This is a genomic window from Mesorhizobium sp. M1169, from assembly GCF_040318345.1.
Taxonomy (GTDB): Bacteria; Pseudomonadota; Alphaproteobacteria; order Rhizobiales; family Rhizobiaceae; genus Mesorhizobium.
Window position 1 is genome coordinate 109,823 of record NZ_JAMYME010000004.1, and the last position, 24,893, is coordinate 134,715.

At 63.0% G+C, this 24,893-nt stretch carries 21 protein-coding genes and 1 pseudogene; 13 read left to right on the forward strand and 9 right to left on the reverse strand.

The annotated features are described in order from the left end of the window. Positions 1 to 282 precede the first annotated feature (282 nt). Positions 283 to 1,644 (forward strand): pilus assembly protein TadG-related protein, encoded by a 1,362-nt coding sequence (locus tag NKH41_RS05705; RefSeq protein ID WP_352767513.1) that lies wholly within the window; start codon positions 283 to 285, stop codon positions 1,642 to 1,644. Positions 1,645 to 2,031: 387 nt separating this feature from the next. Then, the gene (locus NKH41_RS05710; protein WP_352767515.1) at positions 2,032 to 3,300 is read left to right on the forward strand and encodes a class I SAM-dependent methyltransferase; all 1,269 of its coding nucleotides are present in this window, start codon (positions 2,032 to 2,034) and stop codon (positions 3,298 to 3,300) included. On the opposite strand, the pseudogene NKH41_RS05715 reads toward NKH41_RS05710, so the two are convergent. Further along, positions 3,301 to 4,043, reverse strand: a pseudogene (locus tag NKH41_RS05715) (MOSC domain-containing protein). It abuts the gene before it with no gap. Then, positions 4,043 to 5,998: an acetate--CoA ligase gene (gene acs, locus NKH41_RS05720; protein WP_352767517.1), complete on the reverse strand. Its 1,956-nt coding sequence runs from the start codon at positions 5,996 to 5,998 to the stop codon at positions 4,043 to 4,045. Before acs ends, NKH41_RS05715 begins: the two are co-directional and overlap by 1 nt. A 306-nt stretch (positions 5,999 to 6,304) precedes the next feature. Here acs and NKH41_RS05725 point away from each other — a divergent pair, with 306 nt between their 5' ends. Next, complete coding sequence (locus tag NKH41_RS05725) at positions 6,305 to 6,577, forward strand: usg protein (RefSeq protein WP_023678111.1); 273 nt, start codon at positions 6,305 to 6,307, stop codon at positions 6,575 to 6,577. 45 nt (positions 6,578 to 6,622) lie between these two features. Here the strand turns inward: NKH41_RS05725 and NKH41_RS05730 are convergent, their stop codons facing one another. Both NKH41_RS05730 and NKH41_RS05735 read right to left on the reverse strand, forming a co-directional pair. After that, positions 6,623 to 7,657 carry an aldo/keto reductase gene (locus NKH41_RS05730; protein WP_352767519.1) on the reverse strand — a complete coding sequence of 345 codons (1,035 nt, stop codon included), beginning with the start codon at positions 7,655 to 7,657 and terminating at the stop codon, positions 6,623 to 6,625. Between the two features lie 56 nt (positions 7,658 to 7,713). Beyond that, a complete protein-coding gene (locus NKH41_RS05735; protein WP_352767521.1) occupies positions 7,714 to 8,895 on the reverse strand; it encodes an MFS transporter in 1,182 nt (393 codons plus the stop codon). Between the two features lie 137 nt (positions 8,896 to 9,032). On the opposite strand from NKH41_RS05735, the gene NKH41_RS05740 reads away from it, so the two are divergent. Then, positions 9,033 to 9,941 carry a LysR family transcriptional regulator gene (locus tag NKH41_RS05740; protein WP_352767523.1) on the forward strand — a complete coding sequence of 303 codons (909 nt, stop codon included), beginning with the start codon at positions 9,033 to 9,035 and terminating at the stop codon, positions 9,939 to 9,941. 41 nt (positions 9,942 to 9,982) lie between these two features. Here NKH41_RS05740 and NKH41_RS05745 read toward each other — a convergent pair whose 3' ends face one another. After that, positions 9,983 to 11,032, reverse strand: coding sequence for an aldo/keto reductase (locus NKH41_RS05745; RefSeq protein ID WP_352767525.1), 1,050 nt, complete (start codon positions 11,030 to 11,032; stop codon positions 9,983 to 9,985). A gap of 109 nt (positions 11,033 to 11,141) precedes the next feature. Continuing rightward, positions 11,142 to 11,804, reverse strand: coding sequence for a YggS family pyridoxal phosphate-dependent enzyme (locus tag NKH41_RS05750; RefSeq protein WP_352767527.1), 663 nt, complete (start codon positions 11,802 to 11,804; stop codon positions 11,142 to 11,144). A gap of 146 nt (positions 11,805 to 11,950) precedes the next feature. Here NKH41_RS05750 and leuS point away from each other — a divergent pair, with 146 nt between their 5' ends. Continuing rightward, positions 11,951 to 14,575: a leucine--tRNA ligase gene (gene leuS / locus NKH41_RS05755; RefSeq protein ID WP_352767528.1), complete on the forward strand. Its 2,625-nt coding sequence runs from the start codon at positions 11,951 to 11,953 to the stop codon at positions 14,573 to 14,575. Beyond that, positions 14,562 to 15,143 carry an LPS assembly lipoprotein LptE gene (locus NKH41_RS05760; RefSeq protein ID WP_352489176.1) on the forward strand — a complete coding sequence of 194 codons (582 nt, stop codon included), beginning with the start codon at positions 14,562 to 14,564 and terminating at the stop codon, positions 15,141 to 15,143. The genes leuS and NKH41_RS05760 overlap by 14 nt, the downstream gene beginning before the upstream one ends. Positions 15,144 to 15,215: 72 nt before the next feature. Here the strand turns inward: NKH41_RS05760 and fsa are convergent, their stop codons facing one another. Next, positions 15,216 to 15,869 (reverse strand): fructose-6-phosphate aldolase, encoded by a 654-nt coding sequence (fsa, locus tag NKH41_RS05765; protein ID WP_352767530.1) that lies wholly within the window; start codon positions 15,867 to 15,869, stop codon positions 15,216 to 15,218. 90 nt (positions 15,870 to 15,959) lie between these two features. On the opposite strand from fsa, the gene NKH41_RS05770 reads away from it, so the two are divergent. Then, positions 15,960 to 18,143, forward strand: a complete 2,184-nt coding sequence (locus NKH41_RS05770; protein WP_352767532.1) for a primosomal protein N' — start codon at positions 15,960 to 15,962, stop codon at positions 18,141 to 18,143. Positions 18,144 to 18,157: 14 nt separating this feature from the next. Here the strand turns inward: NKH41_RS05770 and NKH41_RS05775 are convergent, their stop codons facing one another. Further along, a complete protein-coding gene (locus NKH41_RS05775; protein ID WP_352767533.1) occupies positions 18,158 to 18,613 on the reverse strand; it encodes a PIN domain-containing protein in 456 nt (151 codons plus the stop codon). Beyond that, positions 18,610 to 18,852 carry a type II toxin-antitoxin system Phd/YefM family antitoxin gene (locus NKH41_RS05780; RefSeq protein ID WP_352479579.1) on the reverse strand — a complete coding sequence of 81 codons (243 nt, stop codon included), beginning with the start codon at positions 18,850 to 18,852 and terminating at the stop codon, positions 18,610 to 18,612. Before NKH41_RS05780 ends, NKH41_RS05775 begins: the two co-directional genes overlap by 4 nt. Positions 18,853 to 19,069: 217 nt before the next feature. On the opposite strand from NKH41_RS05780, the gene NKH41_RS05785 reads away from it, so the two are divergent. The 6 genes from NKH41_RS05785 to NKH41_RS05810 all read left to right on the forward strand — a co-directional run bounded on the left by NKH41_RS05785 (position 19,070) and on the right by NKH41_RS05810 (position 24,874). Then, the gene (locus NKH41_RS05785; protein ID WP_352500793.1) at positions 19,070 to 19,465 is read left to right on the forward strand and encodes an AGROH133_08824 family phage infection protein; all 396 of its coding nucleotides are present in this window, start codon (positions 19,070 to 19,072) and stop codon (positions 19,463 to 19,465) included. Between the two features lie 246 nt (positions 19,466 to 19,711). After that, positions 19,712 to 20,272 carry a F0F1 ATP synthase subunit delta gene (locus NKH41_RS05790; protein ID WP_352767534.1) on the forward strand — a complete coding sequence of 187 codons (561 nt, stop codon included), beginning with the start codon at positions 19,712 to 19,714 and terminating at the stop codon, positions 20,270 to 20,272. Beyond that, positions 20,272 to 21,801, forward strand: coding sequence for a F0F1 ATP synthase subunit alpha (gene atpA, locus NKH41_RS05795; protein WP_352471281.1), 1,530 nt, complete (start codon positions 20,272 to 20,274; stop codon positions 21,799 to 21,801). The genes NKH41_RS05790 and atpA overlap by 1 nt, the downstream gene beginning before the upstream one ends. 28 nt (positions 21,802 to 21,829) lie before the next feature. Next, positions 21,830 to 22,714 (forward strand): F0F1 ATP synthase subunit gamma, encoded by an 885-nt coding sequence (locus NKH41_RS05800; protein ID WP_352471280.1) that lies wholly within the window; start codon positions 21,830 to 21,832, stop codon positions 22,712 to 22,714. A 67-nt stretch (positions 22,715 to 22,781) separates the two neighbouring features. Continuing rightward, positions 22,782 to 24,347 carry a F0F1 ATP synthase subunit beta gene (gene atpD / locus NKH41_RS05805; RefSeq protein ID WP_352613276.1) on the forward strand — a complete coding sequence of 522 codons (1,566 nt, stop codon included), beginning with the start codon at positions 22,782 to 22,784 and terminating at the stop codon, positions 24,345 to 24,347. A 119-nt stretch (positions 24,348 to 24,466) separates the two neighbouring features. Then, entirely contained in the window at positions 24,467 to 24,874 is a 408-nt protein-coding gene (locus NKH41_RS05810; RefSeq protein ID WP_023678096.1) for a F0F1 ATP synthase subunit epsilon, read from the forward strand. Positions 24,875 to 24,893: the final 19 nt, after the last annotated feature.

The window sequence follows — 24,893 nt, forward strand, 5'->3', positions numbered from 1 at the left end:
GCAGCACTGATCCTGTTCGATACATCTCGTCTGTACCGGATTGGGACGCAGTCCAGCCGTCTCGAATTGCGAGCCCGAATCTTGGTAAGCGCTTTTTGAACAAAGCCGTGCCGACGCGGCTTTCGTTTACCCGCTGTTTACCTTGTCGCCGCTCGAAACCGTTTGGAAACAATGGCCTGAGCGGGGGCCGCTCGCTTTCCCGCGCCCGGCGGCGCGATCCGGCCGGATTCCTGCAATGCGCGTTCGGACAGCTGCAGGCTGTAGCGAATGGAGGCGGAAGGGATGCGGCGTTTCGGGGGTCTTGTTCAGGCGATCGGCGGCTTTGCCGGGGATCGCAGCGGAAATTTCGCGGTCCTGTTTGGTATAATCGGCTCAGTACTGGCGCTGAGTGTCGGCTTTGCCGTCAACGTATCCCAACTCTACAATGTGAAATCGAGCCTGCAAGGCGTCGTCGATGCGGCGGTCACCTCGACGGCCCGCGACCTGACGACCGGCGTTATCAGCGAGGCCGAAGCCAGCAAATCGGTGCAGGCCTTTCTCGATGCCAACAGCACGGCGGGTATCCTGCAGGACAATCAGATCGTTCTCGACAAACTGACCGTCGACCAGACCGCCAGGACCGTTCAGGCGGACGTTCATGTCAATGTCAGCTATTATTTCCCGCTTTTCAGCACGGGTAGCATGCAGCGCGTTCCCGCATCGACGACGGCTCTCTATTCGGACAAGCAGATCGAAGTCGCGATGATGCTCGATGTGACCGGCTCGATGGCAGGCCAGAAAATCATCGATCTGCGGACGGCTGCGGCGAATGCCGTCGACAGTTTTCTGGGCGGTCAGGACACCTCCAAACCGCGCGTGCGGGTTGCCATCGTGCCTTATGCCAATTCGGTGAATGCCGGTACACTTGCCGCCAGCAGCGTCTATGTGGAAACCACCGCCAGCCAACGCAAACAGGCGCCGGCCAATGACGCTGTGCAGTATGTCTCGGGCCTCATCCGTCCTGACAATTGCGCCACCGAACGCAAGGGGACCTACCAATATTCGGACGCAGGCCCCGACGCCAGCATGGTCAACCGCGACTACCTGCTGTCGTCCTTCGCCTGGCAAACCGGCACCGCCGCCTGCCCGGCCGCCACGCTGATGCCGCTGACGGCGGATGCGACGGCGCTCAAGACGGTCATCAAGAATTTCATCGCCTCCGGCGGCACTGCCGGCCATATCGGCGTACAGTGGACCTGGTACATGCTCTCGGAGAACTGGGGGAGCATAATGAGGACTTCGCAGCGGCCGGCCAAGATGGATCCAAAAAAGGTCGCCAAAATCGCGATCCTGATGACCGACGGCGAATTCAACCTGTCCTACTTCGATGCGAGCACGGTGAGCGACGTCTACAATGACGCCGGCAAGGAGCCGACCCGCACGGCCGCCAAAAAACTTTGCGCTGCCATGCGCGACAACGGCATCGAGATCTTCACTATTGGGTTTGACCTAAACGAAACGAATGCCAAGGCGACGCTCCAGGATTGCGCGAGCCCGGACACCGCCAAGATCAAGCACTTCTACCAAGCTGCCAATGGAACCGAACTCAACCAGGCTTTCCAGGACATAGCGCGCAACGTCGAGATGTTGACCGTAACTAAATAAGGGACAACAGCCCAAAAAGGAAAAGGCCGCCGCTTCTCGCGAAGTCGGCGGCCTTCCGTGTTTCCGTCCATGGCGCGGCTCCTGGCGGCGACGGTTGGTCGCCAGCCGCGCATCTCGCGCCTTAACGGGAAGACTGCTTCCCGAAAGTGCGATCCGCTGAGGCCACGTTCTGGAAAACGAAATCACTCGACATCGGATCACCTCCTTTCGATTTGTTGAACACTTCCTCATGATGGGGTGTCATCCGGCAAATGGCAAGGCGCGGCACTCGAAAATCCTGAACAAGCGTGCTTGTGCACTCGGGCGGCTTGCGGCCGGCCGATCGGGCAGGCAAGATCGAGCCGCGATTGTTCCGGGCCGTTATTTGCCGGGTAAGGGAGGACGGGGATGGAGGCAGCCGAGAGAGCGGCCCGGATTGTTCGGACGGTCATCGAGACGCTTAAGCCGGGTTTCGCGGTGAGGCTGTGGACAGGCGAGCGGATCGGCCCGGCTACCGGCCCGGTGCTCACTATCAACGACCAGGACATCGTCTGGCAGATCGTACGTCGGCCCTCTTTATCGACGCTGATCGAGATGTGGATTGCCAAGGCGGTCGACGTCGAGGACGGATCGCTGTTCGATTTCTACGCCTTGCCCACGCACGGCAAGCTCAGGACGAAGCTCAAGACATTGCCGAAGCTGGCGATCCTGCGCGACCTGCCGGCGGTGCTGTTTTCGCGAAAACAGATGACCACGCGAGCCGATCTTTCCGGCCGCAATCCTTTCGTCAGCGGTTCGAGCAAGGAGGCGATCCAGCATCATTACGACATTTCCAACGCATTCTACCGGCTCTTCCTCGACGAGCGCATGGTCTATAGCTGCGGCTACTTCAAGGATTTCGCCAACGATATCGATCAGGCCCAGAGAGACAAGCTCGACCATATCTGCCGCAAGCTTCGCCTGAAGCCCGGCGACAGATTGCTCGACATCGGCTGCGGCTGGGGAGCGATGCTCATCCATGCGGTGAAGAATTATGGCGTCGTCGGCCACGGCGTTTCGCTATCGGAAGCACAGACCGAACTCGCCCGTGAACGCATCCGCGCCGCCGGGCTGGAGGACCGCATCACCATCGAGATCAAGTCCTATGCCGAGCTGTCCGGCTCCTTCGACAAGATCTCCTCGATCGGCATGTTCGAGCATCTGGGGCTTGCCAACCATGCGGCCTATTTCTCGAGGATCCATCGCCTGCTCAAGCCCGGCGGCATCTATCTGCACCACGCCATCACCCGGCGCGACAAGGGCAGCTTGAAGAAGACGCTGCGCAAGGGGCCGGAATTCAAGGCGCTGATCAAATACATTTTTCCGGGCGGCGAACTCGATACGATCGGCATGACGCTCGGCAATCTCGAGGCGCACGGCTTCCTCGTCTACGACGTCGAAAACTTGCGCGAGCACTATGCGCGCACCTGCAGGCTATGGGCAGAGCGTCTCCACGCACGCTTCGACGAAGCCATCGCCGAGGTCGGCGAAGCCAAGGCGCGGCTCTGGCTGCTTTATCTGACCGGTTGCTCGATCACCTTCGAACGCGCCTCGGCGCAGATATTCCAGACCGTTGTCACCAGGCGCGCGCGCGGCCCGAGCGGCCTGCCGCCGACGCGGGCGGATTTGTATCGATAGCTACAGGAGGCGCATCGTGGCGCCGATCTCGACGCGGGCCGGTCGGTCGACGGTGCAGTAGACGCCGAGGTTATGGGCGTTGTGGCGGACCAGGCTGCGCAGGATTGCCGGGTCGTGGTCGAACCCGTTCTGGCCAATGATGGTGAGCCGCAGCGGCGGCACGGCTCGGAGATGGTCAGGAGCAGGTCGCCGATTGCCAGCTTGCACCCGATCCATTCCGTCTCGGGAAACGACCCCTCGACCTCTGGCATATCGACGACGATGTTGGGGCGGAAGCGGCGCGCGTCGGCGGTGCCCGCTGGATGCAGCACTTTCAAACGCGCCAGTGAGGCGGTGGTCAGCAGATGAATAGGGGTTTTGACGTAGCGTTCCGTCAGCAGGGGGCCGAGGTAATCCGGAGCCGCATTTTCCCGGCTGAACGGCCGGATGGAAGCCGCAAAGCCGAGATACGCGGAAATCGCGCGATCACTTTGCGCGCCAGGTGCCGAAAGCCAGCGTCCGTCGGGGATGGCGACCTCCAGCCTGCCGGCCTGCGACAGCCGGGTGCGGATGCAGGGCACCTTGTGCCATTTCGCTTCGCGGTCGGGCCGCGCGATTTCATCGGTCGAGGTATCGACAAGACCAAACAGGCGGTCGCCTTCGACGGTATACCAGTCGACGGAGATCGCCTCCTGAAACTCGCCGGCGAGCGAGCTCGCGGGATAGCGCCAAAGCTCGGTGACGGCGCCCAATGCGGGTTGCATCAGCCCTTCTTGTTTTGCCGGTTGGCGATCAGGTCGTCGACGACTGCCGGGTCGGCGAGCGTCGAGGTGTCGCCGAGCGCGGCAAAATCATCCTCGGCGATCTTGCGCAGGATGCGCCGCATAATCTTGCCGGAACGGGTCTTCGGCAGGCCGGGCGCGAACTGGATCTTGTCGGGCGAAGCGATGGCGCCGATCTCCTTGCGGACATGGGCGACGAGCTCCTGGCGCAATTCCTCGCTTGGCGTCTCGCCGGCCATCAGCGTGACATAGCAGTAGATGCCCTGGCCCTTGATATCGTGCGGGTAGCCGACGACGGCGGCCTCCGAGACCTTCTCATGCGAAACCAGCGCCGATTCGACCTCGGCGGTGCCCATGCGGTGGCCGGAGACGTTGATGACGTCATCGACGCGGCCGGTGATCCAGTAGTAGCCGTCAGCATCGCGGCGGCAGCCGTCGCCGGTGAAGTACCTGCCCTTGTAGGTCGAGAAATAGGTCTGCACGAAGCGGTCGTGATCGCCATAGACGGTGCGCATCTGGCCCGGCCATGAGTCGGCAATGCAAAGATTGCCGCTGGCTTCGCCTTCCAGTACCTTGCCGTCGGCGTCGACCAGCTGCGGCTTGACGCCAAAGAAGGGCCGCGTCGCCGAACCCGCCTTGAGGTGGGTGGCGCCCGGAACCGGCGTGATCATGATGCCGCCGGTCTCGGTCTGCCACCAGGTGTCGACGATCGGCACCTTGCCGTTGCCGACGACGTTGAAATACCACTCCCAGGCTTCCGGATTGATCGGCTCGCCGACGGTGCCGAGCACGCGCAGCGACTTGCGCGACGTTTTGGTGACATGGGCATTGCCGGCGCCCATCAGCGCGCGCAGCGCCGTCGGCGCCGTGTAGAAGATGTTGACCTTGTGCTTGTCGATCACGTCCCAGAAACGCGACTGCGACGGGTAGTTCGGCACGCCTTCGAACATCAGCGTGGTGGCGCCGTTGGCGAGCGGCCCGTAGACGATATAGCTGTGGCCGGTGACCCAGCCGACATCGGCGGTGCACCAGTAGATATCGCCCTCATGATAGGCGAAGACATATTGGTGGGTCATCGAGACATAGACGAGATAGCCGCCGGTGGTGTGCAGCACGCCCTTCGGCTTGCCGGTCGAGCCGGATGTGTAGAGGATGAACAGCGGGTCCTCGGCGTTCATCTTCTCGGGCTTGCATTCGGCCTTAACCGTGGCGACCTCGTCATGGTACCAGACGTCGCGCCCGGCGGCCCAGCCGGTCTTGCCGCCGGTGCGGCGCACGACCAAGACCTTTTCGACTTTCGTTCCGGCCTTGGCGGCGATCTCGATCGCCTTGTCGGTGTTCTCCTTCAGCGGGATAGTCTTGCCGCCGCGCAGGCCTTCGTCGGCGGTGATGACGAAGGTCGACTTGCAGTCGTCGATGCGTCCGGCCAGCGCATCCGGCGAAAAGCCGCCGAAGACAACCGAATGAATGGCGCCGATGCGCGTGCAGGCGAGCATCGCATAAGCGGCCTCCGGGATCATCGGCATGTAGATGGTGACGCGGTCGCCCTTCTTGACGCCGTGCTTCTTCATCACATTGGCGAGGCGGCAGACACGTGCGTGAAGTTCGTTATAGGTGATCTTCCTGTCGTCGTAGGGATTGTCGCCTTCCCAGATGATGGCGGTCTGTTCGCCGCGCTTCTTCAGATGCCGGTCGATGCAGTTCCACGAAACGTTTGTCTGGCCATCCTCGAACCATTTGATCGAAACCTTGCCGTCGAAGGACGTGTTCTTGACCTTGCTGTAGGGCTTGAACCAGTCGATGCGCTTGCCGTGCTTGCCCCAGAACTTGTCCGGGTTCTTGACGCTGTCGGCGTACCATTTCAGGTAGGTGTCATTGTCAATCAGCGCGTTCTTCTTCCACGCCGGCTGGACGCGATGGACATGAACATCGGACATTTCTTCGCCTTCCTCCCCAAAACCAAACCGCCGGCTTGACCGCCGGCAGGATCGCGGCGATGCGGCCGCGAATTCGCGCGCATTATTAACAGTTCGGCGGTGACGGCAACATTAGACGTTGGATTCGCGCGGCGGGATGCCGCAGGTGCCTTGCCGGGCGGTGTCAGCACTCTCGTGAGGCGGCTGCTAAGCGCATGTTTTTGCGGGAGGAATCTGGTTTGATCGCAGAAATATCAATAGACGAATAAGCAAATGGGGTGCACAATTTCAGGCTGGGAGGAAGGAGAATCAACCAGGGGACCGGCAATGCGCGACCATTCAGAAATGGACCTGATGCTCAAGGGCTATGGCTTGACCACGGCCAAGATTCTTTATCACTTCCCAGATCATCCGCATCTGCTGCAGAGCTTCATCTGGCAGGATTACGACATCGCCCCGAAATTTCCCGTGCTGATCCGCTTCATCGAGTTCTGGAAGGCCAAGCTCGAAGGCCCGCTGCATTCGGTCAGCTACACGCACCAGAAGCTGATCGCGCCGAACGAATGGCGCAAGGTCGACGGCGAGTTCGTTCTGCATTAGCCGGGCGGGCGGCAGTCTGGGAGCCGCCGCCCAGCTTTTGGAGCGTCAGACTGCGGGCGGGTTCAGCCGGGCAAAACCCTCCTGCCGGCGATAGGGAAAATACGGATAGGGTGCGGTGACCTCACTTGCCGTGTCGAGCTTCTTCATCTGCTCGGCTGTCAAGGACCAGCCGACGGCGCCGAGATTCTGGCGCAACTGCTCCTCGTTGCGCGCGCCAATGATGACGGAGGCGACGGTCGGCCGCTGCAGCAGCCAATTGATGGCGATCTGCGGTATGGTCTTGCCGGTTTCCTCGGCGACAACATCAAGCGCGTCGACGACCCGATAGAGATGCTCATCCTCGACGGGCGGTCCGAAGCTTGCCGTGTCGTGCAGCCGGCTTTTCTCAGGCAGCTTCTGGCCACGGCGGATCTTGCCGGTCAGGCGGCCCCAGCCGAGTGGGCTCCACACCAGCGCACCGACGCCCTGGTCGAGGCCGAGCGGCATCAACTCCCATTCATAATCGCGTCCGACCAGCGAGTAATAGACCTGATGGGCGACGTATTGGGGATAGCCATGTCTATCCGCCAGGCCGAGCGACTTCATCACTTGCCAGCCGGAAAAATTGGAGACGCCGACATAACGCAGCTTGCCGGCGCGCACGAGACTGTCCAGCGTCGACAGCACCTCCTCGATCGGTGTTGCGGCGTCGAAGGCGTGCAGTTGCAGCAGGTCGATGTAATCGGTGCCAAGACGCTTCAGCGCGTCTTCGACGGCCTTGATCAGGCGTGAACGTGACGAGCCGGCATCGTTGGGACCGTCGCCCATCGGCAGCGAGGTCTTGGTCGAGATCAGCACGGCGTCGCGGCGGCCCTTGATGGCAGCGCCGAGCACTTGTTCGGAAGCGCCATTCGAATAGACATCGGCGGTGTCGAACAGGTTGACGCCGGCCTCAAGGCAGATGTCGACCAGCCGCCGTGCTTCCGCCGCATCGCTGTTGCCCCAGGCACCGAACAGCGGGCCTGAACCGCCGAAGGTTCCAGCGCCGAACGAGAGCACCGGGACCTTCAGGCCTGATGCGCCAAGATTTCGATAATCCATGGGTTTGCTCCTTGTGGAAGGATGGCTGTTTCAAAGATTGGTTGAGGTTTGCCGTTCTATGACCGCGCGATTTCCGGTGTGGCGAGGACAGGATCTCGGTCGAGGCGCAGCGCAAACGCCGCCACGGCAAGCGCTGAAAGCGGCAACAGGGCCGCGACCCAGGTGACGGCATCGAGGCCGGGACCATGGGCGATGACCACGCCGCCGAGCCAGGCGCCGGCAGCATTGCCGAGGTTGAAGGCGGCGATGTTGAAGGATGAGGCGAGGCTCTGGCCGGCGCCTTGTGCCTTTTCCAGTACCCACATCTGCAGCGGCGCCACGGTGGCGAAGGCGGCGGCGCCGAGCAGGCCGACATAGATAACGGCCATGACCTGGCTGTGCAGGGCGAAGGTCATGGTGCCGAGCACCATCGCCAGGACGACGAGACTGCCGAGAACGGACGGTACCAACCAGCGGTCGGCGAACTTGCCGCCGGCGAGGTTGCCGGCGATGAGGCCGCCGCCGAAGACCAGCAGGATCGGCGACACCGCTGCCTCGTCAAAACCGGTGATCTCGGTCAGCAACGGGGCGATGTAGGTGAAGACGGCGAAGACGCCGGCATAGCCAAGCACGGTGGTGGCAAAGCCAAGCAGGACCGGCGCGCGGCCGAGCAAGGCGAGATCGGCGCGCAAATTGCTCTTCTCAGGCTCTGTTCGGCTGCGCGGCACCAGCAGCAGAATGATGGTAAAGGCGGCGATGCCGACCAGGGTCACCGCCCAGAAGGTCGCGCGCCAGCCGAAGGCTTGGCCGAGCCATGTGCCGAAGGGCACGCCGAGGATGTTGGCGATGGTCAGGCCGGTGAACATCAGGGCGATCGCCGAGGCTTTCTTGTTGGGCGCCACCAGTCCGGTCGCCACGACCGAGCCGACGCCGAAGAAGGTACCGTGGGCGAAGGCGGTCAGTACGCGCGCACCCATCAGCGTCCAGTAGTCTGGGGCAAGCGCACAAGCGAGGTTGCCCAGCGTGAAGATCGCCATCAGCGCCAGAAGCACGGTCTTGCGCGGCCAACGGCCGGTCGCGATCGTCAGCAGCGGCGCGCCGACGACGACGCCCAGCGCATAGCCAGAAATCAGCTGGCCGGAAGCTGAGATCGAGACGCCGAGATCGGTGCTGACGTCGAGCAGCAGGCCCATGATGACGAATTCGGTGACGCCGATGCCAAAGGCACCGGCGGCAAGAGCGTAAAGAGCAAGGGGCATGGCGGTTCCCACTTCGATGACGACCAGTTTTGATGACGGGCGCCGTGTCCTCCCACGCCCCGATCCGGAAGATCGTGCCGCGATGTGCTGTGAACCAGCCTTGCATCGGGCACATCGTCTGTGAAATAGATTCACCAATGGCCAGGCCCGACATCAATCGCTCCGGCGAGATCGAAGTGTTCGTTCGCGTCGTCGAGGCGGGCAGCTTTTCAGCCGCTGCCCGCGCGTTGCGGATGACGCCGTCGGCGGTGAGCAAGCTGATCGCGCGGCTGGAGGCGCGGCTTGGTGCGCGGCTGGTCAGCCGTTCGACGCGCAAGCTGCAACTGACACCGGAGGGGGCGGCGTTCTTCGACAGCGGCGTGCGCGTCCTTGCCGACATGGCGGCGGCCGAGCGCGAGGCAGCGGCGGGTGCCGCGCCGCGTGGCCGGCTGCGGATCAACAGCTACGTGCCTTTCGGGCAGCATCGGCTGATCCCGCTTTTGCCGCGTTTCCTAGAGCGCTACCCCGAAATCTCGGTCGATCTGGTGTTGACCGACGATGTCATCGACCTGATGGAGGAGCGCGCTGACGTCGCCATCCGCGCCGGGCCGCTCGGCGAATCACGGCTGGTGGCGCGCAAGCTCGGGCAGAGCCGGGTGGTCGTCGTTGCGGCGCCATCGTATCTCGAAGCGCGTGGCACGCCCAAGACGCCCGCCGATCTCGATCGTCACAACCGGATGGGCTTCCGTTTCGTTCGTCACCTCGAGGGCTGGCCTTTTATCGACGCGGCCGGCAAGCCGATCACCCTGTCGATCATAGGAAATACGCTGGTCAGCGACGGTGAGGCGATGCGGCTGATGGCGCTCTCGGGGGCGGGCATCGCCCGGCTGGCACGCTGGCATGTGGAGGCCGACATTGCCGCCGGCCGGCTGCTGCCGCTGCTGGAAGAGTTCAACCCCGGCGACGAGGAACTCACCCACGCCGTCTATGTCGGCCAAGGCAAGTATCTGCCGGCGCGGGTGCGGGCGTTTTTGGACTTTTTGGTCGAGACTGTCCGGCTGACCTGAGCCTGCTGGCTCCCGAAGCATCGAATCGAAGGTAAATTGAACTACTTGTTCGGCACGAAGGGCGCCGGACGCCGGCCGGCCGCCTGACGCTCCAGCATCCAGCCGGGGTATTCGGCGGGCAGGGCACTGACTTCGTCGAGGCGAACAAGATCATCGGCATCGAGCTGCAACTCGGTGGCTGCAAGGTTCTGTTCCAGCTGCTCCATGCGGCTGGCGCCGATGATGACGCTCATCACGAATGGCTTGGCCAGGACATAGCCGAGCGCCACCGTGGCGACGCTGACGCCGTGCTTGACGGCGATCTCGCGCATGACGGCGACCGCTGCCCAGGCACGGTCCTCATTGACCGGCGGGAAATTGAAGCTGGCGCGACGGCCCTCGCCATTGCCGGGGGCGCCCGGTCCGTATTTGCCGGAGAGCAGGCCGCCAGCCATCGGCGACCAGACCATCAGCCCGAGCTTCTCCTCGTTGATCAGCGGCACGATTTCGCGCTCGAGATCGCGGCCGGCGATCGAATAATACGACTGCACGGTCTCGAAGCGGGCAAAGCCTTTGCGCTCGGCAATACCCAGCGCCTTGGCAATGCGCCAAGCCTGCCAGTTCGAGACGCCGACATAGCGGACCTTGCCGGCGGCAACCAGGTCGTCGAGCGCCCGCAGCGTTTCGTCGATCGGCGTCACCGTGTCGGTGCCGTGCAGCTGGTAGAGATCGATGTGATCGAGCTGTAGCCGCTCGAGGCTGCTCTCGACCGAATCCATGATGTGGCCGCGCGAGGAACCGCGCTGGTTCGGGCCGCCGCCCATGGCGCCGTGAACCTTGGTGGCGATGATCACGTCCTGACGGTTGACGCCAAGGTTCCTGAGCGACTGGCCGAGAAGCCGTTCCGAGGCGCCGAAGGAATAGACATCCGCCGTGTCGAAGAAATTGACGCCGGCGGCGAGGGAGCGGGCAACGATCTCGTCGACGCCCTTCTGGTCGAGGCTGGCGATCAGGCCCCATTGGGCATTCTCGCCGGCCGCGCCGAACGTCATCGTGCCGAGGCAAAGTTCGGAGACGAACATCCCCGTATTTCCAAGTTGATTGTAACGCATGGTGGCTCCAGACGGGTTGAGAATAACTCGACCGATATAGGAACGAAACGTTCCGTTTCTATACGCTGGCTTAGTCAATGTCAGCCTGTGGCCTAAGGTCGGCTGCGCCTCATCTGGCGCCGAAAATCGCCGATCCAACCCTGACACTGGTCGCGCCGAAGGCGATCGCGGTTTCGTAGTCGCCGGACATGCCCATGGAGAGCTTGTCGACGCCGGCCTCGAGCCCAAGCTTTTCCAGCAGCGCGAAATGCGGACCGGGGTTCTCGTCGGCCGGCGGAATGCACATCAGCCCTTCGATGGCGAGGGCGTGAACCGAGCGGCAGCGGGCGACGAAGGCGACAGCCTCGCGCGGCTCGATGCCGGCCTTTTGCGGCTCGGAGCCGGTGTTGACCTGGACATAGAGCCTTGGCGTCCTGCCCTGCCTGGCGATTTCCTTGGCCAGCTCTGCGGCGATCTTTTCACGATCGATGGTTTCGATGACGTCGAACAATGCCACCGCTTCCTTGGCCTTGTTCGATTGCAGCGGACCGATCAGATGCAGCTCGATATCGGGAAACGCCGTCCGCAGTGCCGGCCATTTGGCTTGTGCTTCCTGGACGCGGTTTTCGCCGAAGATGCGCTGGCCGGCCTCGATGACGGGGCGGATATCGGCGGCGTCGAAGGTTTTCGAGACCGCGACCAGCGTCACCGCTCCGGCCTCACGGCCTGCCTCGCGCTCGGCGGCAGCGATCCTTGCCTTGACCGTGAAAAGCTGTTCGGCGGCGCTCGCCATGCCTATATCCTGCCTGTGTTTGGCTTTTCGCCGGATCGCCGCAGTTGACGGGTCCGGCAATCCATGATGAACACCGCGACGACATTTCCTGAGCCGCCCGGGCATTGTCCGGCGGCTCGCGCATGCTTTTAAGTGAAAAACACCCGATGGCAACCGAACGATACAATCCGCGCGCGTCAGAGCCCAAATGGCAGAAGGCCTGGGACGCCAAGAAGCTGTTCGAAGCCGACAATGACGACCCGCGCCCGAAATACTACGTGCTGGAGATGTTCCCCTATCCGTCGGGGCGCATCCATATCGGCCATACCCGCAACTATACGATGGGCGACGTGGTGGCGCGCTACAAGCGGGCCAAGGGTTTCAACGTGCTGCACCCGATGGGCTGGGACGCCTTTGGCATGCCAGCCGAAAACGCGGCGATGCAGAACAAGGTCCATCCCAAGGACTGGACCTATCAGAACATTGCCGCCATGCGCGAGCAGCTCAAGGTCATGGGCCTGTCGCTCGATTGGGCGCGCGAGTTCGCCACCTGCGATGTCGACTACTATCACCGCCAGCAGATGCTGTTCCTCGATTTCGTCGAGAAGGGGCTGGTGACGCGCAAATCCTCCAAGGTCAACTGGGATCCGGAGGACATGACGGTGCTTGCCAACGAGCAGGTCATCGACGGACGCGGCTGGCGCTCAGGCGCGCTGGTGGAACAGCGCGAGCTGACGCAGTGGTTCTTCAAGATCACCGATTATGCGCAGGATCTGCTGGATTCGCTCGATCAGCTCGACGACTGGCCGGAAAAAGTGAAGCTGATGCAGGCGAACTGGATCGGCCGTTCAGAAGGGCTGCTGATCCGCTGGCCGCTGGCCAAGCCAATCGCCGGCGAGCATGAGCTCGAAGTCTATACGACCAGGCCCGACACCATCTTCGGCGCGTCCTTCATGGCGATTGCGGCCGACCATCCGCTGGCCAAAAAGGCCGCCGAAGACAATCCGGCACTGGCAAAGTTCATCGACGAAGTCCGCCATATGGGCACTTCGGCGGCGGCATTGGAGACGGCCGAGAAGAAGGGTTTCGATACCGGCATTCGCGTCGTCCATCCGTTCGACGAGAGGTGGACGCTACCCGTCTACGTCGCCAATTTCGTGCTGATGGACTATGGCACCGGCGCCATCTTCGGCTGCCCGGCACATGACCAGCGCGACCTCGACTTCGCCAACAGATACGGCCTTCCGGTCATTCCGGTGGTGATGCCGGAAGGCGAGAATCAAGGAAGCTTCCAGGTCATCGACGAGGCTTACGTCGATGATGGCGCGATGATCAATTCGCGCTTCCTCGACGGCATGAAGCCGGATCAGGCATTCGACGAGGTGGCGAAGCTGCTGGAACAAAGGACCATCGGCAACCGGCCGATGGCAGAGCGCAAGGTGAATTTCCGCCTGCGCGACTGGGGCATTTCGCGCCAGCGCTATTGGGGCTGCCCGATCCCGATGATCCATTGCGAGGATTGCGGCGTGGTGCCGGTGCCGAAAGCCGACCTGCCGGTCAAGCTGCCGGACGACATCGAGTTCGACCGGCCGGGCAATCCGCTCGATCGCCATCCGACATGGCGGCGCGTCAAATGCCCGCGTTGCGGCAAGGATGCGCGGCGAGAAACCGACACGATGGACACATTTGTCGATTCTTCGTGGTATTTCGCTCGCTTCACCGCGCCGTGGGCAAATGATCCGACCGATCCCGAGGCCGCGACTGAATGGCTGCCGGTTGACCAGTATATTGGCGGTATTGAGCATGCGATCCTGCATTTGCTCTATTCGCGCTTTTTCACCCGCGCCATGCGCGAGACCGGCCATGTCGATCTCGCCGAGCCGTTCAGGGGCCTGTTCACGCAAGGCATGGTGGTGCACGAGACCTATCGGGTTGGCGGCGCCTCGAACGGCCGCTGGCTTGCGCCAAGCGAGGTCAGGCTGGAAGACGCCGACGGAAAGCGCCGCGCCTTCGAAATCGCCACCGGCGAAGAGGCGGTGATCGGTCCGCTCGAAAAAATGTCGAAGTCGAAGAAGAATACGGTGAGTCCGGAAGAGATCACCGACGGCTACGGCGCCGATACGGCGCGCTGGTTCATGCTGTCGGACTCGCCGCCCGAACGCGATGTCGAATGGACCGACGAGGGCGCGGCCGGCGCGCACCGCTTCATCCAGCGCATCTGGCGCCTGGTGTCGACGGCTGCCGAATCGCTCGCCGGAGTCCGGCCAGAGGCGGCAAAGGACGGCGAGGCCGGGACAGTGTCCAAGGCCGCGCACAAGATCTTGAAGTCGGTCGGCGAGGATATCGAAAAGCTCGCCTTCAACCGCGCCATCGCCCGCATCTATGAGCTCGCCAATGCCTTGACCGTGCCGCTCAACGAAACGGCAGCGGGCAAGGCCGATCCGGCGCTGCAAGCGGCCTGCCGTGAGGCCGTCGAGATCCTGGCGCACCTGATCGCGCCGGTCATGCCGCATCTGGCCGAGGAGTGCTGGCAGACGCTCGGCGGCACCGACCTTGTCGCCGAACGGCCCTGGCCGGACTACGATCCCTCGCTTGTCGTCGACGCCGAGATCGTGCTGCCCGTCCAGGTCAACGGCAAGAAGCGCGGCGATTTGACAATTGCCCGCGACGCGGACCAAGGTGCGGTCGAAAAAGCGGTTCTGGCCCTCGACTTCGTGCAGAAAGCGCTCGAAGGTAAGGCGCCGCGCAAGGTGATCATCGTGCCGCAGAGGATCGTCAATGTCGTTGCCTGAGCCGCGAAAGACAGAGCTGACGCTGCGCCGCGTCGTGCTTTGCGGGCTGCTCGCCTCGGTGGCGCTGGTTTCCGCCTGCACGGTGCGGCCGCTCTATTCGAGCGCGCCGCTGGTCGCCGGCTCGCAGGTCGGCGCCGCTGCCGAGCTGGCATCGATCTCGGTCAAGCCGGTCAAGACCCGCTACGCCCAGCAGGTCCGCAACAATTTGATCTTCGCGCTCGGCCAGGGCGCCGGCGAGCCGGCTTCGCCGGTCTATTCGCTTGATCTCGGCGTCTCCGAACTCGTCGAATCGGCGGCAATCGAGCAGGTCACGACAGACGAGGACGAGCCGACCGCCGGCACTGTAACGCTGACCGCCAACTATGTGCTCAGCGATGCCAAGACGGGCACGGTCATAGCGAGGGGCAAGCGCTCGATTCCGTCGTCATACGACAGGCCGCGCCAGGAATTCGCGTCATACCGAGCCCAGATCGACGCCGAGAACCGTGCGGCGCGCGAGCTGGCAGATGTGCTGCGGCTGTCGATCGCTCAGGATCTGATCAAGCACGGCAAGCCGGCGGCAAGCTAGGTCTTTCCGGAGTGCGCAATCTGCAAAAAAAGGCCGATTGCTCGGCCTTTTTTTGTTCGTAGGATAGTCGCTTCAGCCGATCTTCTGCCCAGTCTTTGCCCAGTCGGCGAGGAACAGTTCCAGGCCCTTGTCGGTCAGCGGGTGTTTGACCAGTGCCTTGAGCGTCGCCGGCGGCGCGGTGATGACATCGGCACCGATCAGCGCCGCCTGCTTGACATGGTTCACGGTGCGCACAGAAGCGGTCAGGATCTCGGTCTGGAAGTCATAATTGTCGTAGATGGTGCGGATATCGGCAATCAGCTCCATGCCGTCCCAGCCGCTGTCGTCGATGCGGCCGACGAAGGGCGAGATGAAGGAGGCGCCGGCCTTGGCGGCGAGCAGCGCCTGGGTGGCCGAGAAGCACAGCGTGACGTTGACCATGCGGCCGTCCGACCGGATGTCCTTGCAGGCTCTCAGGCCATCGAGCGTCAGCGGCACCTTGATGCAGACATTGTCGGCGATCCTGGCCAGGATCTTGGCCTCCGCTATCATGTCCTTGTATTCGGTGGCGACGACTTCGGCCGAGACCGGGCCCTTGACGATCTCGCAGATCTCCCTTGTGACGTCGGCGATCTTGCCGCCGGATTTCAGGATCAGCGACGGATTGGTGGTTACGCCGTCGAGCAGCCCCAAATCGTTCAGCTCGCGGATTTCCTTGACATCGGCGGTGTCGACAAAAAATTTCATGGCGGTCTCCTGAAGATTTTTCATGTGCACGTCATGCACATTTGGGGTCGGACTTTGATCTAGACCAGAGTCGGGGCAAGGTCACGCCTCATGATCGAAGATTCGCCCTTTGTCGCGGCCGCACCGGTGCTGGTGCCGATGCCCGCCGAGCGCCCCTACACCTATGCCGTGCCGGCTGGCATGCGCGTGGTGCCGGGCTCGATCGTGCGCGTTCCGCTTGGGCCCCGCCAGGTCGCCGGCATCGTCTGGGACGGCGCCGTCGAAAAGGTCGACGCGAAGAAATTGCGGCCGATCGAGCAGGTTTTCGACTGCCCGCCGATCGACCGCGCGATGCGGCGTTTTGTCGATTGGGTGGCGCAGTACACGCTGTCGCCGCCCGGCATGGTGGCGCGCATGCTGCTCAGGGCGCCGGAGGCGTTCGACCCGGAGCCGTGGATCGAAGGGCTGCAGCGCACCTTCGCCAAGCCCGACCGGATGACGGAGGCGAGGACGCGCGTGCTGGAAACGGCCGAAGGCGGACTTGCCTGGACGCGATCCGGCCTGGCGCATGCGGCAGGCGTGTCGTCGACGGTGGTGGACGGGCTGAGGGCGCAGGGCGTATTCGAGACGGTGATGATACCCCCGCGGCCGGTGGTCGCAGCACCCGATCCCGGCTACACCGTGCCTTCACTGATGCCTGACCAGAGCGATGCCGCCGAGATGCTGCGCGCCAATGTCGCGACCGGCACATTCGGCGTCACCCTGCTCGATGGTGTAACCGGATCCGGCAAGACGGAGGTCTATTTCGAGGCGGTTGCGGCCGCGCTCGATCGCGGCAAGCAGGTGCTGATCCTGCTGCCGGAAATTGCGCTGACCCATGCCTTCCTCGAACGCTTCCAGGAGCGGTTCGGTGCCAAGCCGGCGGAATGGCACTCGGACCTGCCGCCAAGGATGCGCGAAAAGGTCTGGCGGCAGGTAGCGGAAGGCGGCGTGCGGGTCGTCGCAGGCGCGCGCTCGGCGCTATTCCTGCCATTCAGGGAGCTTGGATTGATCGTCGTCGACGAAGAGCACGATCCCGCCTACAAGCAGGAGGATCGCGTCTTTTACAACGCGCGCGACATGGCCGTGGTGCGCGGCCATATCGGCGGCTTTCCGGTCGTGCTCGCCTCGGCGACACCGTCGGTCGAAAGCCGGGTCAATGCCAGCCAGGGCCGCTATAGCAGGGCGGTGCTTTCGGCGCGCTTTGCCGAGGCGGCACTTCCCGATCTCAAGACGGTCGACATGCGCCGCGCGCCGCCGGCACGCGGCGGCTTCCTGTCGCCGGTGCTGCTCGGCCATATGCGGCAGACGCTGGAAAGAAAGGAACAGTCGCTGCTGTTCCTCAACCGGCGCGGCTATGCGCCGCTGACGCTCTGCCGGGTCTGCGGCCACCGCTTCGGCTGTCCGGTCTGCTCGGCCTGGCTGGTCGAGCACCGCTTTCGCGGCCAGCTCGTCTGCCACCACTGCGGGCACAATGAACGCCGGCCCGAAGCCTGTCCGGAATGCGGCACGCTCGATCATCTGGTCGCCTGCGGGCCAGGCGTCGAGCGCATCGCCGAGGAGGTCGTCGCGCATTTCCCCGATGCCCGCACCATCGTCTTGTCGTCGGACCTGATGGGCGGCGTGCGGCGGCTGCGGCTCGAGCTTGAAGCCATCGCCAATGGCGAGGCCGACATCGTCATCGGCACGCAACTCGTCGCCAAGGGCCACAACTTCCCCAATATGACGCTGGTCGGTGTGGTCGATGCCGATCTCGGCCTTGCCAATGGCGACCCGCGCGCCGCCGAGCGCACCTTCCAACTGCTCAGCCAGGTGACCGGCCGCGCCGGTCGCACCGGCAAGAAAAGCCTCGGCCTGCTGCAGACCTTCCAACCCGACCACCCGGTGATGCGCGCGATCGTCTCAGGCGATGCCGAGGCCTTCTACGAGCGCGAGATCGCCGAGCGTGAGCGGGCGGGGCTGCCGCCCTTCGGCAGGCTCGCCGGCGTCATCGTCAGCGCGGTGACACGGGCCGAAGCCGAAGCGCACGCCCGTGGCCTGCGTCGCGCCGCGCCGCAAGCCACCGACCTGTTCGTGCTCGGCCCGGCCGAGGCGCCGCTGTCATTGATCGGCGGCCGCCATCGCTTTCGCCTGCTGATCCAAGGCGAACGGCGCGCCGACATGCAAGGGTTCATTCGCACCATGCTGGCTGAGGGACCGAGGATAAGGGGCTCGGTGCGAGTCCAGGTCGACATCGACCCGCAGAGCTTTTTGTAACTCGCTTGAGTGTATTAATCGGCCGCAGGCGGGTCTTGCAGTATGTTCCAGCACCACACGTCGAGCGCTTCAAAGTGTCGGATATTGGCTGTTATCACAGTAAGCTCTTTGATTGCTGCCGTGGCGCCGATGAGTATGTCAGCTAAGCCTGGATTTCTCCCCTGCGCAGAGGCTGCTTCCTCCATTTGGCCTGCTCTTCGCGCAATATCGGTATCGACCTCCAGAATCTGACCAGCAAACCCTTCGATGATATCATTGAGCCAAGTAGTAAGACTCTCCACCCGTTTTGTAGCACCCGCACGATCGAGCTTGCGTATGCCCTTCTCGATTTCAACGATTGCTATTACAGGTACGAACAGCGTCTGCTTTTCGCCTTGCGTTACAATCCATGTGGAAACATCTTTTGCAAGCTCCGGCTTTCCGGGCGCGAAGGCGGATAGAATCGATGTATCGATGAGATAGCCATTCAAAGATCGACATCCCGCGAGGGTGCTTCGTTCCTCTCAAGTTCTATCCCTCCGGGATAGGTCAAAAGAAATTCCCCGAAGTTCCGGCGCTTGACGGGATACAGCTTTTGAACGTCCTCGATCGAGACGATCGCCGCCGCTGGTTTACCATGCTTCGTAATGATGGTTGGTTCGCCGTTCTCCGCGGCCTCGACGAGCGCCGAGAATCCTGCCTTGGCATCCCGAACCTGCATCGTTTTCACAACCGCTCTCCTGTGGTCTCATGTGGTCATAATATATAGCAACTATACAGGAAAGGAACAGGCCTAGCTTGCTCGACGGGATGAGCTGGAATCGGCGGCGACCTCTTATCGCCCGCTGAAAGAGATCGTGCGTGAGTGTCCAATATCTATCTGGCGAATGTCTCTTGCTTCGCTAAACTGCCCGAGATTTCAGGGATGCATCTACGAGGGGGACAAGATGGAATTTGCGTTTCCATGGCCGATGAGCCAGGGCGAGTGGCTGGCATGGTCAAGCGCCGTCGTGACCTTGCTTTTCGGGCTGCTGCTGTTCCTGGCGCCAGGGCTGGCCTTCCGGATTCTCAGGCTGCAGGTCAAGCCCGAGAAGGCGGCGGCGATCGCCGAAGGTCGCGGCAGGATGTCGGGCTTCTATCTCGGTGTCAGCCTGTGCTGCATCCTCTTGGCGCAGCCGCTGCTCTATATGGCGCTCGGCTTCTCCTGGCTGTTCACCGCCTTCGGCCGGCTGCTATCGATGATGTCGGACGGCGCCAACACGCCGTTCAACTGGGCTTCCATCGTCGTCGAGCTGGTGCTGGCGGCGCTGCCGCTTGCCTTCGCCTTCGGCTTTTTGCCCTGAATCAGGGATCAATCCGGGGTTGGTTGCTGAACTCGCCCGGCGGATGCGACAATAGTGCCTGAAAACCATGCCGGACGACGCATTGCGGTCTGAAAATGCCTGTGCTAGACGGCAATCGACTTTCGACCGGGGATAGCGGAAGCCGCGCCTCCGTGCTTGGAAAAATGCAGTAAGGTCAAAGATTTAGCCAGAGTTTTTGCTCGCGCCAACAATCTGCGGCCTGTCAGACAAGAGAAAAGACGGTCCGTGGCCCAATCGTCATCGCTAATCTCAGGTGTCGCAGAACGCTATGCGGGTTCGCTGTTCGAACTCGCGCTGCAGGCCAATTCGGTCGCCAGCGTCGAGGCCGACCTCAACAGGTTCGAAACGATGCTCGAAGGCAGCGCTGACCTTTCGCGGCTGATCAGGAGCCCTGTCTTCTCCAGCGAGGACCAGGCCAAGGCGATCGCCGCGATCGCCGACAGAGCAGGGATTACCGGCCTCACCGGCAATTTCCTGCGCGTCGTTGCCCAGAATCGCCGGCTGTTCGCCGTGCCCGGCATGATCAAGGCGTTCCGCCAGATCGCCGCCGAACACCGCGGCGAGACCGCTGCCGAGGTCACCTCGGCGCATGCGCTGACGCCTGCCCAGGAAACCGAGCTGAAAGCTGCGCTGAAAAGCGTCGCCGGCAAGGACGTGGCGATCACGGTCACCGTCGATCCATCGCTGCTCGGCGGACTGGTGGTCAAGATCGGCTCGCGCCAGATCGATACGTCGCTCAAAACCAAACTCAATTCGCTCAAGCTTGCACTGAAAGAGGTCGGCTGATGGACATCCGCGCCGCGGAAATTTCCGCAATTCTGAAAGACCAGATCAAGAATTTCGGCAAGGAAGCCGAGGTCTCCGAAGTCGGCCAGGTGCTGTCCGTCGGTGACGGTATCGCCCGCGTCTACGGCCTCGACAATGTCCAGGCCGGCGAGATGGTCGAGTTCCCCGGCGGCATTCGCGGCATGGCGCTCAACCTCGAAGCCGACAATGTCGGCGTCGTCATCTTCGGCGCCGACCGCGACATCAAGGAAGGCGACACCGTCAAGCGCACCGGCGCCATCGTCGATGCGCCCGTCGGCATGGGCCTGCTCGGCCGCGTCGTCGACGCGCTCGGCAACCCGATCGACGGCAAAGGCCCGATCCAGGCCACCGAACGCAAGCGCGTCGACGTCAAGGCGCCCGGCATCATCCCGCGCAAATCGGTGAACGAGCCGATGTCGACCGGCCTCAAGGCCATCGACGCGCTGATCCCGGTCGGCCGCGGCCAGCGCGAGCTGGTCATCGGCGACCGCCAGACCGGCAAGACCGCGATCATCCTCGACACCATGCTCAACCAGAAATCGGTGCACGACAACGGCCCTGAGAAGGAAAAGCTGTACTGCGTCTATGTCGCCGTCGGCCAGAAGCGCTCGACTGTGGCGCAGTTCGTCAAGGTCCTGGAAGAGCGCGGCGCGCTCGACTATTCGATCATCATCGCCGCGACCGCCTCCGATCCGGCGCCGATGCAGTTCCTGGCGCCGTTCACCGCCTGCACCATGGGCGAATATTTCCGCGACAACGGCATGCACGCGCTGATCAGCTACGACGACCTATCGAAGCAGGCCGTCGCCTATCGCCAGATGTCGCTGCTGCTGCGCCGTCCGCCGGGCCGCGAGGCCTATCCCGGCGACGTCTTCTACCTGCACTCGCGCCTGCTCGAGCGCGCCGCCAAGCTCAATGACGAAAATGGCGGTGGGTCTCTGACTGCGCTGCCGATCATCGAAACGCAGGCCAACGACGTGTCGGCCTATATCCCGACCAACGTCATCTCGATCACCGACGGCCAGATCTTCCTGGAAACCAATCTGTTCTTCCAGGGCGTGCGCCCGGCGGTCAATGTCGGCCTTTCGGTGTCGCGCGTCGGCTCCTCGGCGCAGATCAAGGCGATGAAGCAGGTTGCCGGATCGATCAAGGGCGAGCTCGCGCAGTACCGCGAAATGGCTGCTTTCGCGCAGTTCGGCTCCGACCTCGATGCCGCCACGCAACGCCTGCTCAACCGCGGCTCGCGCCTGACCGAGCTGTTGAAGCAGCCGCAATTCTCGCCGCTCAAAGTCGAGGAGCAGGTCGCGGTGATCTTCGCCGGCGTCAACGGCTATCTCGACAAGCTGACGATCAACCAGGTCGGCAAGTTCGAGCATGGCCTGTTGTCGCATATGCGCTCGGCCGGCAAGGACGTGCTCGACGGCATCCGCAAGGAGAAGGCGCTGTCCGACGATCTGCGCGCCAGGCTGAAGGCAGAAATCGACGCCTTCGCCAAGACCTTTGCTTGAGCAGGACGGACGGGATCAGGTTTGAAGCATGCCTTCGTTAAAAGACCTTCGTAACCGTATCGCCTCGGTCAAGGCGACGCAGAAGATCACCAAGGCGATGCAGATGGTCGCCGCGGCGAAGCTGCGTCGCGCGCAGGAAGCGGCGGAAGCGGCGCGTCCCTATTCGGAGCGCATGGGCGCGGTGCTGGCCAATATCACCCAGGCGATCGGCGGCGGCGGCGATGCCCCGGCGCTGATGACCGGCACCGGCAAGGACGACGTGCATCTGCTTGTTGTCTGCACGGCCGAACGCGGCCTGTGCGGCGGCTTCAATTCGCAGATCGCCCGTTTTGCCCGCGACCACATCCGCAAGCTTCTGGCCGACGGCAAGCAGGTCAAGATCATCTGCGTCGGCAAGAAGGGGTTTGACATATTGCGCCGCGACTACGGCGCGCTGATCATCGAGCGTGTCGACCTGCGCGAGGTCAAGACGCTGGGCTTCGTCAATGCCGATGCCATCGCCAAGAAGGTGATCCACCTGTTCAACGAAGGCGGCTTCGATATCTGCACGCTGTTCTATTCGCAGTTCAAGTCGGTGATCAGCCAGATCCCGACGGCGCAGCAAATTATCCCGGCGGGCGCGCCTGCGGCTGGCGCGGAAGTGAGGGATGGCGGCAGCGCCGTCTACGAATACGAGCCGGAGCCGGGCGAGATCCTCTCCGATCTCATCCCGCGCAACATTTCCGTGCAGGTTTTTCGCGCGCTGCTCGAGAATGCTGCCGGCGAGATGGGCGCCAAGATGAGCGCCATGGACAATGCGACGCGCAACGCCGGCGACATGATCAACAAATTGTCGATCACCTACAACCGCCAGCGGCAGGCGCAGATCACCAAGGAATTGATCGAAATCATTTCGGGCGCCGAGGCGCTCTAGGCACGCTCACAAGGAGGTCATCGACCTCAAGCGTGTGAGAAACAAAGAGACGAAAAGGGTAAGGACGATGGCGAAAGCAGCGACCCCGAAGACGGCAGCCCCGAAGGCCGCGGCACCAGCGAAGGCTCCGGCAGCAGCAAAGGCCGCTCCGGCCAAGAAAGCGGCAGCAACCAAGGTCGCCGCTGTGAATGCGCCGGCCGCCACCATCAAGAAAACCGGCCTGGCAGGCAAGGTTCGCCAGGTCATCGGCGCCGTTGTCGACGTCCAGTTCGGCGAACATCTACCGGCGATCCTGAACGCGCTTGAGACGATCAACGTCGGCAATCGCCTGGTGCTAGAGGTGGCCCAGCATCTGGGCGAAAACACCGTGCGCTGCATCGCCATGGACTCGACCGAAGGTCTGGTCCGCGGCCAGGACGTCTATGATACCGGCGCTCCGATCACCGTGCCGGTCGGCCCGGGCATGCTCGGCCGCATCATCAACGTCATCGGCGAGCCGGTCGACGAGGCAGGCCCGGTCGACGGCATCGAGATGCGCTCGATCCATCAGCCGGCGCCGACCTATGTCGAGCAGTCGACGGAAGCGCAGATCCTGGTCACCGGCATCAAGGTGCTCGACCTGCTGGCCCCCTATGCCCGCGGCGGCAAGATCGGCCTGTTCGGCGGCGCCGGCGTCGGCAAGACGGTGCTGATCCAGGAACTGATCAACAACGTCGCCAAGGCGCATGGCGGCTTCTCGGTGTTCGCCGGCGTCGGCGAGCGCACCCGCGAAGGCAACGACCTCTATCACGAGTTCATCGAGTCTGGCGTCAACAAGAAGGGCGGCGGCGAAGGCTCCAAGGCCGCGCTCGTCTATGGCCAGATGAACGAGCCGCCGGGCGCCCGCGCGCGCGTCGGCCTGACCGGGCTGACGGTTGCCGAATATTTCCGCGATCAGGGCCAGGACGTGCTGTTCTTCGTAGACAACATCTTCCGTTTCACGCAGGCGGGCTCGGAAGTGTCGGCGCTGCTCGGCCGCATTCCTTCGGCCGTGGGCTACCAGCCGACGCTGGCCACCGACATGGGTGCGCTGCAGGAGCGTATCACCACGACGACCAAGGGTTCGATCACCTCGGTGCAGGCGATCTATGTGCCGGCCGACGACCTGACCGACCCTGCACCGGCGACCTCGTTCGCCCACCTCGACGCGACGACCGTGCTCAACCGCGCGATTTCGGAAAAGGGCATCTATCCGGCGGTCGATCCGCTCGATTCGACCTCGCGCATGCTCGACCCGATGGTTGTCGGCGAAGAGCATTACCAGGTCGCCCGCCAGGTGCAGTCGATCCTTCAGCGCTACAAGTCGCTGCAGGACATCATCGCCATCCTGGGCATGGACGAGCTGTCGGAAGAGGATAAGCAGACCGTGGCCCGCGCCCGCAAGATCGAGCGCTTCCTGTCGCAGCCCTTCTTCGTCGCCGAAGTGTTCACCGGCGCACCGGGCAAGCTGGTCGACCTCGCCGACACCATCAAGGGCTTCAAGGGCCTTTGCAACGGCGATTACGACCATCTGCCGGAGGCCGCCTTCTACATGGTCGGCGGCATCGAGGAAGCGGTCGAGAAGGCACAGCGCCTGGCCGCTGAAGCGGCCTGATGGTGAATGGTCAATAGTGAATTGTGAATGGGGAGTAGCGGATAGGAAATCGGGGGCTGAGTGAAGGTCATTCTTTCTGACCATTCACCATTCACCATTCACCAGTCGCTAAATTGATCATGCCTGAAGCTTTCAAATTCGAACTGGTCTCGCCGGAGCGCCTCTTGGTTTCCGAGCAGGTCGAATCCGTCGTCATTCCGGGCGCCGAGGGCGAAATGACTGTCATGGCGCATCACGCGCCGGTCATGACGACGATCAAGCCGGGCGTCGTCACGCTAAAGACCGCGCAAGGCAAGGAAGAGCGCTACGTGGTGTTCGGCGGCTTTGCCGACATCGTTCCGGCCGGCTGCACGCTGCTGGCGGAATCGGCTGTGGCCGTCGGCGACATCGACCGCGCCGACCTTGCCCGCCGCATCCAGGAGGCCAGGGAAGACGCCGCCGACGCCAAGGACGACCAGACCCGCAGCAAGGCCGAGCAGTTCCTCAACCAGCTCACCACGCTCGAAGGCGCGCTGTTGCCGGCTTAACAGGCGCCCCTTGCCTTCT

Excerpts from the sequence above, each read along its gene's own strand:
- leuS (WP_352767528.1), top strand. The coding sequence starts at position 11,951 with ATGGCAACCGAACGATACAATCCGCGCGCGTCAGAGCCCAAATGGCAG.
- NKH41_RS05760 (WP_352489176.1), top strand. The coding sequence starts at position 14,562 with ATGTCGTTGCCTGAGCCGCGAAAGACAGAGCTGACGCTGCGCCGCGTC.
- fsa (WP_352767530.1), bottom strand. The coding sequence starts at position 15,869 with ATGAAATTTTTTGTCGACACCGCCGATGTCAAGGAAATCCGCGAGCTG.
- atpA (WP_352471281.1), top strand. The coding sequence starts at position 20,272 with ATGGACATCCGCGCCGCGGAAATTTCCGCAATTCTGAAAGACCAGATC.
- atpD (WP_352613276.1), top strand. The coding sequence starts at position 22,782 with ATGGCGAAAGCAGCGACCCCGAAGACGGCAGCCCCGAAGGCCGCGGCA.
- NKH41_RS05785 (WP_352500793.1), top strand. The coding sequence starts at position 19,070 with ATGGAATTTGCGTTTCCATGGCCGATGAGCCAGGGCGAGTGGCTGGCA.
- NKH41_RS05710 (WP_352767515.1), top strand. The coding sequence starts at position 2,032 with ATGGAGGCAGCCGAGAGAGCGGCCCGGATTGTTCGGACGGTCATCGAG.
- NKH41_RS05730 (WP_352767519.1), bottom strand. The coding sequence starts at position 7,657 with ATGGATTATCGAAATCTTGGCGCATCAGGCCTGAAGGTCCCGGTGCTC.
- NKH41_RS05745 (WP_352767525.1), bottom strand. The coding sequence starts at position 11,032 with ATGCGTTACAATCAACTTGGAAATACGGGGATGTTCGTCTCCGAACTT.
- acs (WP_352767517.1), bottom strand. The coding sequence starts at position 5,998 with ATGTCCGATGTTCATGTCCATCGCGTCCAGCCGGCGTGGAAGAAGAAC.
- NKH41_RS05810 (WP_023678096.1), top strand. The coding sequence starts at position 24,467 with ATGCCTGAAGCTTTCAAATTCGAACTGGTCTCGCCGGAGCGCCTCTTG.
- NKH41_RS05770 (WP_352767532.1), top strand. The coding sequence starts at position 15,960 with ATGATCGAAGATTCGCCCTTTGTCGCGGCCGCACCGGTGCTGGTGCCG.
- NKH41_RS05750 (WP_352767527.1), bottom strand. The coding sequence starts at position 11,804 with ATGGCGAGCGCCGCCGAACAGCTTTTCACGGTCAAGGCAAGGATCGCT.
- NKH41_RS05735 (WP_352767521.1), bottom strand. The coding sequence starts at position 8,895 with ATGCCCCTTGCTCTTTACGCTCTTGCCGCCGGTGCCTTTGGCATCGGC.
- NKH41_RS05740 (WP_352767523.1), top strand. The coding sequence starts at position 9,033 with ATGGCCAGGCCCGACATCAATCGCTCCGGCGAGATCGAAGTGTTCGTT.
- NKH41_RS05800 (WP_352471280.1), top strand. The coding sequence starts at position 21,830 with ATGCCTTCGTTAAAAGACCTTCGTAACCGTATCGCCTCGGTCAAGGCG.
- NKH41_RS05705 (WP_352767513.1), top strand. The coding sequence starts at position 283 with ATGCGGCGTTTCGGGGGTCTTGTTCAGGCGATCGGCGGCTTTGCCGGG.
- NKH41_RS05725 (WP_023678111.1), top strand. The coding sequence starts at position 6,305 with ATGCGCGACCATTCAGAAATGGACCTGATGCTCAAGGGCTATGGCTTG.